Source organism: Flavobacterium psychrotrophum (assembly GCF_003403075.1).
In the GTDB taxonomy this organism is placed as follows: Bacteria; Bacteroidota; Bacteroidia; order Flavobacteriales; family Flavobacteriaceae; genus Flavobacterium; species Flavobacterium psychrotrophum.
Map to the genome: position 1 here is coordinate 1,657,895 of NZ_CP031557.1, position 16,236 is coordinate 1,674,130.

Here is a 16,236-nt window from a genome sequence, read left to right on the forward strand (position 1 = left end):
ACAAATATATCTAATTAAAAAGAGATACGGAAAGCCAAATACATATAGTGCATTATTTACAGGCAGTATCAAGAAAGATAATTTTTTGCATAGGCACGCATTGAATAAGTTTTGTATGGCTAATAACTTCACCGGAAGGAGAACAGGTATAAAATTCTTTGATAACCCCTGGAGGAAATGTGATTCCGTTCTTTTCAAAATAGTTAAGCATGCCATTTATTCCGGTTATAGAGAGCGTAAAATTATAACTGTTATCAAATATATACTTATATGTATTGAGCTCTTTCTTCTTAGATTTTTTTTCATTTTTTGGAGCCAGCTTAACATAACTGTAGGCCTTATCAGTTATCAGCGTGTCCTCTAGTTTAGAATAAGTGTAATTTTCTAGACCAGTATCAGGATTACCATTGTAAAATCCCGTTTTAGGGCATTTAAGACTAATGGCATATACCAGGAAATCATTTTTTTCCATCGAGTCAGTATAGATTTTACCATTGGCAAGCCTTAATGTCATGTACAATTTTTCGCCCTCGGGTGTTACGGTAAGTGAAAAGCTGTTATCCTTAGAATTAAAGAATTTATAAAAATCTCCACTTTTATGGGTTGTACCATTATTTTCAAAATGATATTCCTGAACGTAATCAAAGTCATATTGCTGTGCTATACACGGAAAAGCAAAACATAGTAATAATAGTTTTAGCAGATTGGTAAACATAGTAGAATTGGTTTACTGCAAGATACAAAAAAAGCGGTACCATTACTGATACCGCTTTTACAAGAGTTTTCAAAACTATTATTCTATACGATCTTTTTTGATCTCCTCAACAATTTCAGGATTAAGCAATGTAGAAGTATCGCCAAAGTTAGAGAAGTCGCCTTCTGCTATCTTACGCAATATACGCCTCATGATCTTACCCGAACGGGTTTTTGGTAAGCCGCTTACAAACTGAATTTTATCCAGTTTTGCAATTGGGCCAATGTGGCTCGATATATGTTCGTTGATTTCTTTTACAAGGTTTTCCTGGTTACGCCATGCGCCCGCTTCTTTAAGTATGATAAAGCCATACAGCGCATTACCCTTAACATCGTGCGGGAAGCCTACAATGGCAGATTCTGCAACCGATGGGTGCTCGTTAATAGCATCTTCAATAGGTGCGGTGCCCAGGTTATGGCCAGAAACAATAACAACATCATCTACACGGCCGGTAATACGGTAGTAACCTACTTCATCTCGTAGTGCGCCATCTCCGGTAAAATATTTACCCGGGAAGGTACTAAAGTAAGTATCTTTAAAACGCTGATGATCACCCCAAATGGTACGGGCCATGCCCGGCCAAGGGAATTTTATACACAGGCTGCCTACAACCTGGTTATCTTCTATTTCGTTACGCCTTTCATCCATTAGTACAGGCTGTACACCCGGTAACGGAAGTGTAGCATAAGTAGGCTTAGTAGGGGTAACAAAAGGAAGCGGCGATATCATGATGCCACCGGTTTCGGTTTGCCACCAGGTATCTACAACAGGCGATTTCTTTTTGCCTACGTGGTCATTATACCAGTGCCATGCTTCTTCATTTATTGGCTCACCTACAGATCCTATTACTTTTAGAGATGTAAGGTCGTGCTTGTCTACCCACTTCCAGTCTTCTTTAGCAAGCGAGCGTATAGCAGTTGGTGCAGTATAAAACTGGTTTACCTTATGCTTGTCTATAACTTCCCAAAAACGCCCGAAATCAGGATATGAAGGTATACCTTCAAAAATAATAGTTGTTGCACCATTTAATAATGGTCCGTATAGTATGTAAGAGTGGCCTGTAATCCAGCCAATATCGGCAGTACACCAGTACACATCACTTTCTTCATAAGCAAAAATATTTTTAAAGGTATAGGCAGAATATACCATGTAGCCTGCAGTAGTATGCAGCATACCTTTAGGCTTACCTGTTGATCCTGATGTATACAGGATAAACAACGGATCCTCGGCATCCATTATTTCGGCTACGTTGTTTGGTATAGCATCATCAAGCAGCGGCTGTAGCCACTGGTCACGGCCTTCCTGCATCTTTATTTCGGCATTGGTTCTTTTAACAACCAATACATTTTCTACAGTTGGACATGTTTTAAGCGCCTCGTCTACAATGCCTTTAAGATCAATCGTCTTGTTGCCACGGAAACCACCATCTGATGTAATAACCATTTTAGCACCACAGTCTATAACCCTTGCAGCAACTGCCGATGCAGAAAATCCTGCAAAGATAACAGAGTGTACTGCCCCTATCCTGGCGCAGGCCAATACTGTAACCGCAAGCTCAGGTATCATGGGCAGGTAAATACATACCCTGTCGCCTTTTTTAATACCCTGATCTCTTAATACGTTGGCCATTTTAGCCACGCGGTCATACAATTCATTATATGTTATGTGCTGTGCAGCCTCATCAGGGCTATTTGGTTCAAATATAATAGCTGTTTTGTTGCCCCTTTTCGCAAGATGGCGGTCAATACAGTTTTTTGTAATATTTACTTTAGCATTGGTAAACCATTTTACCTCTGCTTCCTGCATATCAAACTCTACAACCTTATCCCACTTTTGGTACCAGGTAAAATTCTCATCAGCAATACGATCCCAAAATTTTCTGGGCTCGCGCACCGATTTGTTATAGTGCTTAAAATATTGTTCCAGGTTCTCTACCTTATAGTAACTCATGATGTGTTTGTGTTTAAGCTGTTTTTTTTAATACAATGTAAATATATTAAGGTTTTTTTAATGATGCTATATATTTATGCAAAAATAATATATATACTATATTTTCTAAGCATCTATACTGTAAGCAATTCATTAACCTGCTCTACCAGCTTTTTTATCGAAAACGGCTTGGTCATGTATAGGTTGGCCCCGAGTGATAAACCCTTCTCAATATCACTTTCCTTGTTCTTAGCCGACAGGAAAATAACTTTAGTATCTGTAAGCCTTTCGTCCTTTTTTATTTGTTCCAGCGTAGCATAACCATCTACCATGGGCATCATTACGTCAAGTATGATCATGTCAGGGCATTCGGTTTTTAAAATATCAAGCGCTTCCTGTCCGTCACGTGCTATAAACACCTCAAAATTATTTTTCCTGAAGGTATATTCGAGCGACATAACTATGTTTGGCTCATCGTCAACAATTAATATCTTTTTCATTTGGCGTATGTGTGTATTATATTTTTGGCAGTGTAAAGATAAGGCAGGCGCCGCTATTTTCGGTATTTTCTGCCCATATGTGCCCACCATGATATTCAATGATCTGGCGGCAGATAGACAAGCCGAGTCCGCTTCCCACCGGCTTTTTAATATTCTGGTTGTCTGACTGGTAAAACTTATCAAAAATAGCATCAAAATCGCCTTCGCTTATTCCTCTGCCATTATCGCATACCGTGGTAATTATTTCAAGCTCTTCTACAACCACGCCAATAGTGATGGTACCATTTTGTTCGGGGCAAAATTTTATAGCATTACTAACCAGGTTCGTAATAACCTGTATTATACGGTCTTCATCAAAACGGGCATGTATGGCAGTATGCTTAGAAAGGGTAAGTTTAATGCCCTTGTTCTTGATAAGTTGGTGCAAGGGTACCAAAGCCTTTTCTATGGTCTGGCCAAGATTATTTACTGATAGATTGATCTTTTGCTTGCCTGTTTCAAATTTTTCAAGGTCAAGAATGTTATTTATAAGCCGGTTAAGCCGGTCTGACTCAGACATGATACTTTGCAGGAATTGTTTTTTAAGCTCCTCGGGCATATCATCTTCATCGTGCAAAAGCTCTGTAGCGGCTTTAATTGCAGTAATGGGCGTGCGCAGCTCATGTGCTACGGTATCCAGAAATTCATCTTTCTGTTTGTCTTTCCATACCAGTTTCTGGTTTGCCTTTTGTAACTCTCCTGTAATGGCCTTCAGCTCATTACCTGTTTCGGTTAACTTTTTGTTGATGAGAATGTTCTCATGCGATTCTTCAAGTATCTTAAGTACTTCGGGTAAGGTAATTTTTTCTTCCTTTACCACACTGGATATTAATATCCTTGCAGATGCGGTACCCAAGTGCCCTGTAAGCAGGTTTTCGGCAAATTTTATAAGCCTTGCATCAGCCAGATCCTGGTTTTTATCCAAGCCGTATTTTGAATTAAAGAGCGATAGCGCCCTCTTTGTACGGTCTTCTCCCAGAAAACGTGCTAATACCTTTTGTATATCGCTGGTGTAGGCAGTACCTTTCCAGATAAAGGCATTTTCGTGCATGGTAATATATTTGTCTACATCTACAAACATCTCTGCATAGTTACGCTCGCGATAGTTACCCCGGTACATAACAGACACCCACATAAACGTAAAAATGTTAGCAAACATACTCCAAAACAGGGCATGCGGTACCGGGTCAAGATAATCTAAACCAAATAGTTCAAATGGGCGCAGTAAGCCAATGCCCCAGGGGCCATTCATTAAAAAAGATCCGCCAAGATGCGAGGCTCCGGTAGCATATGGTATTAACAAGGTATAGGTACATACTGCAAATCCGGCAATAATGCCGGCAATGGCTCCTCTCCTGCTTGCCCTGCGCCACGTAAAAGCGGCAAAGAATGATGGTGCCAGCTGCGCGATCATTACAAACGATACCAAACCTATTGATACCAGATTGTAGTCGAGCACTACCACACGATAAATAAAATAGGCCACAACAATAAGGCTAAAGATGCCTACCTTTCGCATATTAACAATGCGCTTGCGGTTTACTTCTGGCTCTGCAGATTTAAATGTTTCTAGGAAACCATATGGGATAAGTATATTGTTGCTCAGCATTGTAGATAAACCTATAGATGATACCACAATCATGGATATCGCTGCCGAAAACCCTCCCAAAAATACCAGTACGGTTATTACCTTATTACCCATTAATTGAGGAATAAGTAATGAATAAGTATCGGCATTAACCTCTGTATCATGAAATAATATATTACCTCCCCAAGCTATGGGGTACACAAAAATATTGATGAGCAAGAGGTATAAAGGGAAAAGCCACGTAGCTGTCTTAATATGGTTTTCGCGGTGGTTTTCTATAACACCCATCTGGAATTGACGTGGTAATAAAAATATGGCAAAAGTAGACAGCACACACAGCATAAACCAGTTAATGGCCTGCGGAATACCCCCCATGGTGTTTCGTTCTTTAAAATAAGACAGCTTGCTTGCCTGAGCATAAATATCATCAAAACCATCAAATACAAAAAAGGTTACATACAGCCCTACCAAAAGAAAAAAGAACAGCTTAAAAGCAGATTCCATTGCCACAGCGGTAACAATGCCCCTCCTTTTTTCAGAGGCATCTACATACCGTGTTCCGTAATAAGATGCAAATAATGCCAATGCGATGGCTACATAGGTTGTAGTGTCGTTAAACACGTTAGAGCTAAGCGAAGTTTGTGTAACTACATGAAATGTTTCTGCTATAGCCTTAAGCTGAAGGGCTATATATGGTAGTATACCAAAAAGGCAGATAAGCGATACCAACGCACCCAGAAAACGACTGTTGCCATAGCGCAGCGATATAAAATCGGCAATGCTGGATATCTTATTTACCCGAGATATCCTGATTATCTTGCGGAGTATGATCATCCATGCAGGAATGATGATCACGGGCCCCACATAAGTAGGCAGAAAGCCCAGTCCGCTTTTTGCAGCTACGCCTATACTGCCATAGTATGTCCAGGCAGAGCAGTATACCGCGAGAGAAAGTCCGTACACATAAGGGTTATTCGTCCAGCGACTGCCGGTTGCTTTTTTTTCTGCCCAGTGCGCTACAAAAAACAGTAAGGCCAGGTATAGGGTAAGGATAAGCAATAAGGAAGCACTACTCATAATACCTCCTGATTATGTAGGCTGAAACTAATATAGAAAATAACCATACCGAAAAGATATAGATGTAAATTACAGGTATACCCCCTACAGGTTCTGCGCTGTCAAACAACAACATAAGCGGCATGTTAAAAGCTATAAGGAGCAGCAGTGAAACGATAAGCAGTTTTTGTTCGTGCCTTTTTTTCATAAACAGTATATAAAAGCCGTAGCCCCCAGAGAGGGAGCTACAGCAAATGGTCTATAAACTATAAAATTACACTTCGTCATATTCTCCCTTCAGGGCATATAACCCAAAGGTTCCCAGCCCGGCCACGATAAGCGGCGTAAGGATAAAAAGGATAATGATGCCAAACACAAGGTCATCCTGTTTTCCGGTAGCAAACTTGGGCAACCCGAAGATAAAGATACAAAAATATGCTGCTGCTGCTGCCAGTGCCAGCCAAAGCAGCCCTAATATTCTTTTTAATGCTTTCATGATTTCAATTTTTTTAGTCGTGTTCTACGTTATTTTTTGCTTTAATGTATATCATACCTATTACAAAACTTATGGCTGCAATAATTATTGGGTACCATAAACCTTCAAGGTAGAATTTAGCATCGCCATTATCTTTTGCACTGGTAACAAGGTAGGTAGAAATTGCCGGAAGCAAACCACCAAAGATACCATTACCCACGTGATACGGTAAAGACATAGAAGTATAGCGTATTTTAACCGGGAACATTTCTACCAGGAATGCTGCAATAGGGCCATATACCATGGTTACAAAAATTACCTGTATAAACACAAGGAAGATAAGCATCCACCTGTCATCGCTGTTAATGGTTTTTGTCAGTTTTGTATCGGCTTTTACTTTACCATCTTCGTCTATGGCAGCTTTGCCATCTTCTAAATGTACTGTTTTAACTTCTACCAGTTTTGTACCATCAGTATATTCTTTTGTAGTGGTATATATAGAGTCTGACTTACCCTCTTTAACTTCCTTAATTACAGCATCAATTTTAGTTTTCTCTACAACTTCTGTCTTTGTTGCAAGGTCTGTAGTTTCATACATTTTCTGGTAAATAGGCCTGTATAATAATATTGCAGCAAGCATACCTACCATCATTATGGCCTTTCGGCCTATTTTATCACTCAGCCAGCCAAATACTACAAAGAAAGGAGTACCAATTAAAAGCGCTATCCCTAAGAGTGCGTCTACCTGGCTGCTGTCTACCGCCATTACTGTTTTAAGGAAACTCATGGCATAAAACTGACCCGTGTACCATACTACACCCTGCCCCATAGCTGCACCAAATAGCGCAAGTAACACGAATTTAAGGTTGTATTTATTACCAAAGCTTTCTTTTAACGGATTAGCCGTAGTTTTTCCTTCTGCCTTTGCTTTTGCAAAAACAGGTGATTCGTGCATATTCTTACGAATGAAATAAGAAACAATAACCATTATTATAGATACCCAGAATGGTACCCTCCATCCCCATAGGTCAAACTCTTCTGCACTAAGCGTTGCCCTTGTAAGCAGGATAACCATTAGCGAAATGAAAAGCCCGAAAGTAGCAGTAGTCTGTATCCACGAGGTCCAGTAACCGCGTTCACCACGAGGGGCATGTTCAGCCACATAGGTTGCTGCACCACCATATTCACCACCTAATGCAAGTCCCTGTAATAACCTTAAGATTAATACCAGCAAAGGTGCAAAAAAGCCGATAGATTCATAACTTGGTATACAGCCTATTAAAAATGTGGCTCCGCCCATTAGGAGCAGCGTTACCATAAAGGTGTATTTACGCCCGATGATATCGCCCAGGCGGCCAAAGAACAGCGCCCCGAAAGGCCTTACCACAAAGCCTGCCGCAAAGGTAGCCAGCGTACTTAAAAAGGCAGCGGTAGGATTATCTGCCGGAAAAAACTTGGTAGAAATGACCACGGCAAGGCTGCCGAAAATGTAAAAGTCATACCACTCAATTAATGTACCAAGGGAGGAGGCCGTGATTACCTTCCATATCCCTTTTGTAGATGGATTGCTCATAGTTGTAATTTAGTGTTTATAGAATTATTGTTTATTTACAGATAGATGGCCAGTTGCACCAGGAATTCTCCTTTTGTGCTATAGCTGTCAGTACTTGTATATACCGGCCTTGTGGCATATTGTGTTGTTATCTTGGCATGGTGCCCGTCTATATACCAGTTAGCTCCTACGTCAAACTGTGAACTGGCTTTATCAAGCGCTTCAAAATTTTTGTAGGTATAAGCTGCATACGGCTGTATCCTTACTTTTGGCTTAGCATGGCTGTCCGGTATAAGAAAACCTGCCTGAGTGTACCAAATGCTCCCTGTACCCATTGTAGGCTGGGCGTTACCTGCTCCTGCAATAGCGCGAGAACCTGTAAAGGTTCCATCGTTTACCCCTACGTTCATAATACCCAGGTTACGCATGTAGTTAGGACCAAAATCATAGCTATAAAACACACTGTATGCGGTTATTGCCCCTTTTTTAGAGCCTATTGGTATATCAAGAAAAGCATCGGCAGAGAACAGGTTAATGTCGTGTTTAGATACCGTGGCATCTGCATTGCGCGATCGTGTACCATCCGGAGCCAGGTAAAAACCTGCTCCCAGGTTAAATACCTTTTTACTGCCCAGATAACTTCCTACCTTATAAGGCAGCAGGTTACTTTCTACATCAAAAAACTGGTATTCTATATATCCTGCCTTACTCCATTTTGTATTGCCATTACTGTCAAAGGCAACGCCCTGAGGCTGAACATAAGCCCCAGATGCGGCATTAGTTTCAAGTATGTTAATATTTGTTGCAAATGGCTTGTTATAGCTAAGGCGGTATTCTAAATGCCCATATTTACCTTTAGCAAAAAGCCCCATCTGCCGGGCAAACTGGTCTGAATTTTCAATTAGCGGCCAGTTGAATATTGGTGCGTCTGCGGCAAGAAAGTTAAGTGTAGACGCCATTGTCATACGGCTTAACCCCATATAATAGTGCAGGCCACCTCCTATCGAAAGGCTAAATTTTCCGCTTTCTCCCGGCAGTATAACTGCATATTCGTTCCAGGCATCATGAAAAAACATTCCCGGTTTTTTTGCGGCACCATAACCACCGGTTCCTGTTGTACTGGCAGCGCCGCCATTAGTAAAAGTCTGGTTGTTAATACCAAAGTGTGTAAGGATAAGGTACCTTTTAGAGAGCTGCGCATACATAAGCAAACGCAGCCTGCGATTACCAATATCGGTACTTGTTGTTGCGGTTTCGCCGTTAATGGCAGTACCCGGATTCATCTCGGTAGATCGTAGCCATATCTGGTCCCATACTATGGTACGCAGATATTTGCTGCCTGTAGAATCGATATTAAACTTTAAGCCGGAACCGTACTCACTGGATCCCTGAGCTAATGCGGCGACTGAAGAAAACAGCAGTGCGGCACAGATGGTTAATTTTTTCATACTATTCGTCAAAATTTGGGTTTTTGTAACGTTTTCGTACAGCCAAATTCTAAAAAACAGTTCAATGAAAGAAATTATAGTATATACAGTTGTAAAGTGTATAGTTTTAGTCCTTAAAACGTTCCCATTTTATAAGCATGAATTTATCGCCAAGCTCAGTAATAATCATGCCTGCGCCAGATAAGCGGTCTTTGTTTTTGAGGTATTCTACAAGTTCTAAATGGTTGAATATCTTATAGGTGGGATGATAATCGCCGTGTGATGGTTTCTTGACCTTAAACTCCTTTACCCAGTTGCTTACCGTAACATGGGATACGCCAATAATACGCTCAATTTCCCTAAAGCTAAGTCCTTCAAGATACAGCTGTAATACTTTAGTAACGTAATAGTTATCTATCTTCTTACCTATTTTGTTAACGGTAAAATAATAGTTGCATTTTTTACAGAGATAACGCTGCTTATTACTTATTATTCCGCTCTTAACTATCTGGTTGCCGTGGCATTTTGGGCAGGCTAAAATGTCCATATATACTATTTTTGCATAAATATAATAATTTAGCAAATATATAAAAACGAATAATAAAAAAAATGTCTTGTTTTTTTATTTACAGAACAATTATAATTTAAAATAATTACACATAATTCATAGATTGATGTATTTAATAGATTGACTTTGCTTTGTTATAATACATTTTAATATATACCATTGGCATTTTTAGTATTTAGTATTATGAGTTAAAAATTCTACCCTGTAACACCGTAAACAGTTGGGGAAAGTTGAAAAAACCAGAATTTATAAGGACCAGATGTTTTAGTCAAGAATATTTACATCCCAGGATAATGTAGTATCGTAATACAACTCACCGTTTTGAACCACAAGTGGCGAGTCAAAATTATTAGTATATAAAGCACCGGTACCCAGACCTTGTGGCATCGGGTTATTTTTAGTAAAAGTGTACTGGGCAATGGCGTTAAGGCCAATATTACTTTCTAATGCAGATGTGATCCACCAGCCAATATTGTACTTTTCAGCAAGAACTATCCATTCCTCACTTCCTCTAAACCCACCTACAAGGCTTGGTTTTAGAATGATGTATTGGGGTTGTATTTTTTGCAGTAAGGCTTCTTTATCTTCATAGCTAAAAACACCTATAAGTTCTTCATCAAGCGCTATGGGAAGTGATGTATCTAAGCAGAGTTTCTTCATTGCATCAGGCTGCCCTGCTTTTACAGGTTGCTCTATGCTATGTAATTCAAATATTGATAGTTGTGATAGTTTACTTAAAGCATCTGCTACAGCAAAAGCGCCATTAGCATCTACGCGTATCTCTATTTCATCTGCGCTAAAATGCTGCCTGATAAATGCTAAAAGATTAAGTTCTTTTTCGAAATCTATAGCACCAATTTTGAGTTTGATACAGTTAAAACCCTGTGCAAGTTTATCCTCGATTTGCTGCTTCATGTAGCCCTCATCCCCCATCCAGACCAGTCCGTTTATAGGGATGTTTGCCTTGCCTGAAGTAAATGTCGATGGATAGATTTCAAAAGCATTTTGTGCAGCTAAAGACCTAAACGCGGTTTCTAAACCAAACTGTATTGAAGGAAATTCAATTAATGCTTCCCACAAGGCAGCCTCGCCTAAATGAATATTATTGCAGGCCCACTTTAGCTTTTCTTCATAATCTGGCCGGTCGTCAATGCTTAAGCCACGCAGTATACCACACTCACCTATCCCCTTTTTGCCATCAGCTTCCAGTATAATGAACCAGGTTTCTTTTTGGGTCATTACACCACGTGATGTTCCGCTGGGGCGTTTAAAATCAAGAATGTATTGTTGATATTTTGCTATCATGAATTGCGAATTGAATCAATTACACTAAGTTACGCAAAGAAGGCACAAAGTTTCACTAAGGGTATAATCAAAAGTACGTATACCTTATGGCCTTTGCGAAACTTTGTGCCTTCTTTGAGATACTTTGCGATATTATACGGTCAGGCTATCGCCTATTTCTAGTAAGGTAATCTTCTTTCCTTTATCAGTAAATAGCTTCTTAGTCGCTTCATGGTCTATTTTGATATAACCAAACGTATCATAGTGATAACCCAGTACATTGTCGCATTCAACAAAATCTGATGCTATAACAGCATCTTCAGCATCCATGGTAAAGTTAGAGCCAATAGGCAGGATAGCAAGATCCAGCTTTGTACGCAGCGGAATAAGCTTCATATCATAGGTAAGGGCAGTATCGCCGGCTATATAAATGTTCTTATCAGCCTCTATAACAAAACCACCCTGGTTACCACCATATGTACCGTCAGGAAACTGGCTTGAGTGTATAGCATTTACATACTTTACCTTACCAAAGTCAAACTGCCAGCTGCCACCATGGTTCATAGGGTGTACGTTAAAACCTTTTTTACCATAATAAGTAGCAATCTCTGCGTTAGAAACTATGGTTGCACCGGTGTTTTTAGCAATTTCTTCTACATCCAGTACGTGATCACCATGTGCATGGGTAAGTAAAATATAATCGGCTTTAAGGTCTTCAATTTTTATATGTGCGGCAAGCTCATTAGCAGTGATGTAAGGGTCTACAATAATATGCTTTCCGTTAGTTTCAATGCCAAGACTGGCGTGTCCGTAAAATGTAATTTTCATAATGTGTGTATTTGGTAATTTGTAATTTATAGTTGCATGGCAATGCATAGCAGCACCGACAAAAAGAATGTGCCCAGCGCTACTTTTTTAAGCTCAGGGTCTAAGTCGCGCGGAACAGTATTGTTAGCAACGGTTTTTAAATGCAGGAGAAATGGTATGTATGCAAGGAGAAAAACATACTGCACCGCAGTAAAATGATTTAATATAGCAAAAGCAAGTGTTAATGCCAATGCGGTAATTATTACAGTATAATGATATAGCTTGGCGGCTTTAGCTCCCATTTTTACCACAATGGTATTTTTACCACTCATGGTATCGCTTACCTGATCGCGCATGTTGTTAAGGTTAAGTACCGCAACACTTAATAGACCAACAGATATTGCCGGAAGTATTACCAACACATCTACCTGCTTAGAGAACAGGAAGTAACAGCCAATAACACTAACAAGGCCAAAAAAGATAAAGACAAATACATCGCCAAGCCCTCTGTAGCCGTAAGCATTATTACCTACCGTATATTTTATTGCAGCCGCAACAGCTCCTAATCCTAATACGAAAAAGAAAACCGAGTAGGCAAAATTTTCGCTGCCAAACGATAGGTAAATCAGCACAATGGCAGCAATCATAGTAAGAACCGATGTAATTATAATACCCTTTTTCATGGCGGGTATTGTAATAGCACCTTTTTGTATGGCGCGTTGCGGCCCTATACGGTGCTCATTATCTGTTCCCTTAACACCATCGCCATAATCATTAGCAAAGTTAGAAAGTACCTGTAAACCAAGTGTCGTAACTAATGCCAGAGCCAGTATGCCCCAATTAATATATCCTTGTGAAAACGCGTAAAAACTACCTACCAGTATGCCGGATACAGATAGTGGAAGTGTTCTTAAACGTGCGGCCTCAAGCCATGCTTTTGTATTAGACATTTAATTTATTTTAAATTATAAATTTTGAATTCAAAGCGACGAATTACTTGCATTACCAAATTGACAAATCCACATGAAATTACATCCAGTTTTTATCTGTGGTTTCTACCTGGTAAAGCCAGTAATTGGCCAGTTTTTTTAGTTGTGTAAAGTTAGCCAATCCAAAGGTAGTGTGCCCGCCGGCAGTATAAATTTTTATAACACCTACATCGCTCATTTTCTGCCAAAAGTATTGCTGCAATTGTATGCCCTGAATTTTATGAGGCATCAATATGTCATTATCAATATCCCAGGCACCCCGCTGACGGATTATAAAATCGGGGGTTATAAATAGTCTGCTGTTCCTGAAAGCAAAGTAAATAAGTATGCCAACAAACACTACATAAAAAGGCACAACCATTAATATACCTGCTACAGGAGGTACCAGTTTTGTATAACCGTACAACAAGCCTACAGGCGCTATGATGAGAGTAAAGGTTTCAAAAATCATTTTACGAAAGTTAGGCTTTACAGCAAAACCGCGTTCCGGCATTTTTTCAAGTAAAAATTCTAACAGAATGTTCTTCTCGGTTTCGTTTACACCCGGAATTTCCATCGACATCTTAGCGCGGTCTTTACTTTGTTCCAAGTCTGATGCCTGACGAATCTTCACATCATTAATATCAAACTTTTTTTGGAAATAGTTACGCCCTACAGTAACCATTTGCACCTTATCGGGCCTTATGATCGTATTCTGCGTGTTTATAAGCCCGTGCGATAGTAATAGAGAATTTTTCTCTTTAGTAACCTTAAAATCATAAAAGCGCAGTATGGTTCGCCCCAAGTTTATAAGTAACGTTAATAAAAGGATAGAAAAAATAATGGATGCTATAAAGCGCAGCAGAAACTCGGTATTAAAATAATCGTGTATAAAGCTCTCTTTTGTATCGTTATAAGTAAGATAGTCATCCAGGTGCTGAAATGTAGAGATAAAAAAGGCAAACAATATACCAAAGCTCCTTACATAATTACTGGTAATACCTGTTTTTAATATACTGGAAAAGCTTATGTAAATAAAAGGCTTTTGCTTTGTTAATCCTAAAAATTCATCATCATTAAAAGTATCATCGGTTACAGCACCATCTTGTAAAAGGCGTTGTTTAAGAGCCAGTGCATACTGCCTGGATACTGCTTTTATGGTTATTTCGGTTTTTGAGCTTCCCGCAGTATCAACCTCCAGTTCATATACTTTAAGTATACGCTGTATAAAATTCTGGTTGATGTTTACCTGCTGTATTTTATGCAACGGAACTGCAATGCGGGTTTTTTTAAAGATCCCTTTCCGTAAAACAAAATCGCCGTCTTCTATAAAAAAGGTAAAATTAAGGTACCGGAAATAACCTATTATTAGTCCGCCAACAAGTACAATAGCAAAAGGAATCACATAAAAAAGCCATTTCTTTTTTTCTGAAAACAACGATATTACAACAAACGGCAATAAGGCCCGCACACCCTCCTGAAACGAATCTGCAAACATTATAAAGATACCCAGTAATGACTGTCGCTGCGGGGTGTTGAAATTAATTTGCTGCTCCATCCTCATCGGTTGTTTCAGACAAAATTTCACGGTTACGCTCTTCAACAGCTGCCGAATAAAGATCAGTCTCCTCTTCTTCCTGTTTGTTTTCTATTTTACCAATAAGTAATTTTTTCAGGGCTGAAGCGTGTATTTTTTCAAGGCCGGGAATTTTAATGTCGCCACCTGTACCCCCGGCAGTAAATATCTCAACAGTAGCCAGGCCAAGCCAGCGCGCTACAATACCTTCATGCTGGGCTACGTGCTGCACCCTGTTATAAGGTATTATCATTGTAGTGGTGCTTATGGCACCGCTACGGTAAATAACATCGTGCGTGCGAAACGCAAAGCCTTTATTCCTGAAACTTATATAACGGGTTATAATAGTAAAAAGTAACAATACAATATACCCTATAGTTATTTGCATCCAGTAATCAGGCGCATCAGTAACAAAATAAAAGAGCAACCCGGCCACTATGGCCATAATGCCAAATACAAAGGCTATATTAAACCATATCACATTGAGGTATGAAGGATGTATGGGTGTAAGCTCCACATCTTCATACCGGGGCAGGTTAAGGGTATCTATAGTTTCGTTGCTAAAATCGTTCATTTTAGTTATTGGTTGTCAGTTGTTGGTTGTCAGCCTTACTCAGATAATTGTATGAAATAATTCATTATAAGCTTATAACGTATGATGAAGTTTCTATCAACCTGTAACTAACAACCATAAACCGGTTACGGTATCCACTTAATATCACGGAAGTTAGGCTTTCTCTTTTCAAGAAAAGCATCACGTCCTTCTTTTGCCTCTTCGGTCATGTAAGTAAGGCGTGTGGCCTCACCGGCAAATACCTGCTGACCTACCATACCATCATCGGTAAGGTTAAAGGCAAACTTAAGCATCTTGATAGATGTAGGCGATTTACCCAGTATTTCCTGTGCCCATTCATAAGCTGTATCTTCAAGTTCGGCATGGGGTATAACAGCATTTACCATACCCATATCATAAGCCTCCTGCGCGTTGTAGTTTCTTCCTAAAAAGAATATTTCACGTGCACGTTTCTGGCCTACCATTTTAGCAAGGTATGCAGAACCATATCCACCGTCAAAACTGGTAACATCGGCATCGGTTTGTTTAAAAATAGCGTGTTCTTTACTGGCCAGGGTAAGGTCGCAAACTACATGCAGGCTATGCCCCCCGCCTACTGCCCATCCGGGAACTACGGCAATAACTACCTTTGGCATAAAACGGATAACACGCTGTACCTCTAAAATATTAAGGCGGTGCATACCATCATCGCCCACATACCCCTGGTGTCCGCGGGCTTTTTGGTCGCCGCCACTGCAAAAGCTGTACACACCGTCTCTGCTTGAAGGCCCTTCGGCGCTAAGTAATACGACACCTATAGAGGTATCCTCCCTGGCATCTATAAAAGCTTCAAAAAGTTCGGCTGTGGTTTTAGGACGAAAGGCGTTGCGCACATCGGGCCTGTTAAAAGCTATGCGGGCTACGCCATTACATTTCTTATAGGTTATATCTTCAAACTCCTTTACGGTTTTCCAGTTAATTTTATCCATTACAGTAGTTATATTTTACCGTAAAAATAGGCAATTTTTATTGTTTGGTCGCAAGAAAAAAAATGCTTGGTACCAAAGCCGCTGCCTTTCAAAAAGTTAAAGAAAACAACACAATAAAATTTAAAAAATAACTGTTAACACTATCAAAAAAGGGTTTTATAACTAATGGCT

General features: G+C 39.7%; 15 protein-coding genes. All 15 read right to left on the reverse strand.

Annotated features, from left to right (window positions below; genetic code table 11):
• Positions 1-52: 52 nt before the first annotated feature.
• Entirely contained in the window at positions 53-715 is a 663-nt protein-coding gene (locus DYH63_RS07235) for a hypothetical protein (protein WP_116788167.1), read from the reverse strand.
• 78 nt (positions 716-793) lie between these two features.
• A complete protein-coding gene (gene acs / locus DYH63_RS07240) occupies positions 794-2,704 on the reverse strand; it encodes an acetate--CoA ligase (RefSeq protein ID WP_116788168.1) in 1,911 nt (636 codons plus the stop codon).
• Positions 2,705-2,817: 113 nt separating this feature from the next.
• Positions 2,818-3,183: a response regulator transcription factor gene (locus tag DYH63_RS07245; RefSeq protein ID WP_116788169.1), complete on the reverse strand. Its 366-nt coding sequence runs from the start codon at positions 3,181-3,183 to the stop codon at positions 2,818-2,820.
• A 16-nt stretch (positions 3,184-3,199) separates the two neighbouring features.
• The gene (locus tag DYH63_RS07250; RefSeq protein WP_116788170.1) at positions 3,200-5,887 is read right to left on the reverse strand and encodes a sensor histidine kinase; all 2,688 of its coding nucleotides are present in this window, start codon (positions 5,885-5,887) and stop codon (positions 3,200-3,202) included.
• Complete coding sequence (locus DYH63_RS07255; protein WP_116788171.1) at positions 5,880-6,074, reverse strand: hypothetical protein; 195 nt, start codon at positions 6,072-6,074, stop codon at positions 5,880-5,882. The genes DYH63_RS07250 and DYH63_RS07255 overlap by 8 nt, the downstream gene beginning before the upstream one ends.
• A gap of 66 nt (positions 6,075-6,140) precedes the next feature.
• Positions 6,141-6,362 (reverse strand): DUF6814 family protein, encoded by a 222-nt coding sequence (locus DYH63_RS07260; protein ID WP_116788172.1) that lies wholly within the window; start codon positions 6,360-6,362, stop codon positions 6,141-6,143.
• Positions 6,363-6,375: 13 nt separating this feature from the next.
• Complete coding sequence (locus DYH63_RS07265) at positions 6,376-7,914, reverse strand: MFS transporter (RefSeq protein WP_116788173.1); 1,539 nt, start codon at positions 7,912-7,914, stop codon at positions 6,376-6,378.
• Between the two features lie 35 nt (positions 7,915-7,949).
• Positions 7,950-9,341, reverse strand: a complete 1,392-nt coding sequence (locus tag DYH63_RS07270; RefSeq protein WP_116788174.1) for a porin — start codon at positions 9,339-9,341, stop codon at positions 7,950-7,952.
• Positions 9,342-9,447: 106 nt separating this feature from the next.
• Positions 9,448-9,867, reverse strand: coding sequence for a transposase-like zinc-binding domain-containing protein (locus DYH63_RS07275; RefSeq protein ID WP_116788175.1), 420 nt, complete (start codon positions 9,865-9,867; stop codon positions 9,448-9,450).
• A gap of 285 nt (positions 9,868-10,152) precedes the next feature.
• Positions 10,153-11,193, reverse strand: a complete 1,041-nt coding sequence (locus tag DYH63_RS07280) for an o-succinylbenzoate synthase (protein WP_116788176.1) — start codon at positions 11,191-11,193, stop codon at positions 10,153-10,155.
• 132 nt (positions 11,194-11,325) lie between these two features.
• Positions 11,326-12,000, reverse strand: coding sequence for a metal-dependent hydrolase (locus DYH63_RS07285; RefSeq protein WP_116788177.1), 675 nt, complete (start codon positions 11,998-12,000; stop codon positions 11,326-11,328).
• Between the two features lie 26 nt (positions 12,001-12,026).
• Entirely contained in the window at positions 12,027-12,929 is a 903-nt protein-coding gene (menA, locus tag DYH63_RS07290; protein WP_116788178.1) for a 1,4-dihydroxy-2-naphthoate octaprenyltransferase, read from the reverse strand.
• Between the two features lie 79 nt (positions 12,930-13,008).
• Positions 13,009-14,505: a PH domain-containing protein gene (locus DYH63_RS07295; RefSeq protein ID WP_162926957.1), complete on the reverse strand. Its 1,497-nt coding sequence runs from the start codon at positions 14,503-14,505 to the stop codon at positions 13,009-13,011.
• Positions 14,489-15,097, reverse strand: a complete 609-nt coding sequence (locus tag DYH63_RS07300; protein WP_116788180.1) for a PH domain-containing protein — start codon at positions 15,095-15,097, stop codon at positions 14,489-14,491. Before DYH63_RS07300 ends, DYH63_RS07295 begins: the two co-directional genes overlap by 17 nt.
• A 125-nt stretch (positions 15,098-15,222) precedes the next feature.
• Positions 15,223-16,065, reverse strand: coding sequence for a 1,4-dihydroxy-2-naphthoyl-CoA synthase (locus DYH63_RS07305; protein WP_116788181.1), 843 nt, complete (start codon positions 16,063-16,065; stop codon positions 15,223-15,225).
• Positions 16,066-16,236 lie beyond the last annotated feature (171 nt).

Bases quoted from the DNA above. Each gene is read 5' to 3' on its own strand.
- DYH63_RS07235 (WP_116788167.1), bottom strand. From the start codon at position 715: ATGTTTACCAATCTGCTAAAACTATTATTACTATGTTTTGCTTTTCCG.
- acs (WP_116788168.1), bottom strand. From the start codon at position 2,704: ATGAGTTACTATAAGGTAGAGAACCTGGAACAATATTTTAAGCACTAT.
- DYH63_RS07245 (WP_116788169.1), bottom strand. From the start codon at position 3,183: ATGAAAAAGATATTAATTGTTGACGATGAGCCAAACATAGTTATGTCG.
- DYH63_RS07250 (WP_116788170.1), bottom strand. From the start codon at position 5,887: ATGAGTAGTGCTTCCTTATTGCTTATCCTTACCCTATACCTGGCCTTA.
- DYH63_RS07255 (WP_116788171.1), bottom strand. From the start codon at position 6,074: ATGAAAAAAAGGCACGAACAAAAACTGCTTATCGTTTCACTGCTGCTC.
- DYH63_RS07260 (WP_116788172.1), bottom strand. From the start codon at position 6,362: ATGAAAGCATTAAAAAGAATATTAGGGCTGCTTTGGCTGGCACTGGCA.
- DYH63_RS07265 (WP_116788173.1), bottom strand. From the start codon at position 7,914: ATGAGCAATCCATCTACAAAAGGGATATGGAAGGTAATCACGGCCTCC.
- DYH63_RS07270 (WP_116788174.1), bottom strand. From the start codon at position 9,341: ATGAAAAAATTAACCATCTGTGCCGCACTGCTGTTTTCTTCAGTCGCC.
- DYH63_RS07275 (WP_116788175.1), bottom strand. From the start codon at position 9,867: ATGGACATTTTAGCCTGCCCAAAATGCCACGGCAACCAGATAGTTAAG.
- DYH63_RS07280 (WP_116788176.1), bottom strand. From the start codon at position 11,193: ATGATAGCAAAATATCAACAATACATTCTTGATTTTAAACGCCCCAGC.
- DYH63_RS07285 (WP_116788177.1), bottom strand. From the start codon at position 12,000: ATGAAAATTACATTTTACGGACACGCCAGTCTTGGCATTGAAACTAAC.
- menA (WP_116788178.1), bottom strand. From the start codon at position 12,929: ATGTCTAATACAAAAGCATGGCTTGAGGCCGCACGTTTAAGAACACTT.
- DYH63_RS07295 (WP_162926957.1), bottom strand. From the start codon at position 14,505: ATGGAGCAGCAAATTAATTTCAACACCCCGCAGCGACAGTCATTACTG.
- DYH63_RS07300 (WP_116788180.1), bottom strand. From the start codon at position 15,097: ATGAACGATTTTAGCAACGAAACTATAGATACCCTTAACCTGCCCCGG.
- DYH63_RS07305 (WP_116788181.1), bottom strand. From the start codon at position 16,065: ATGGATAAAATTAACTGGAAAACCGTAAAGGAGTTTGAAGATATAACC.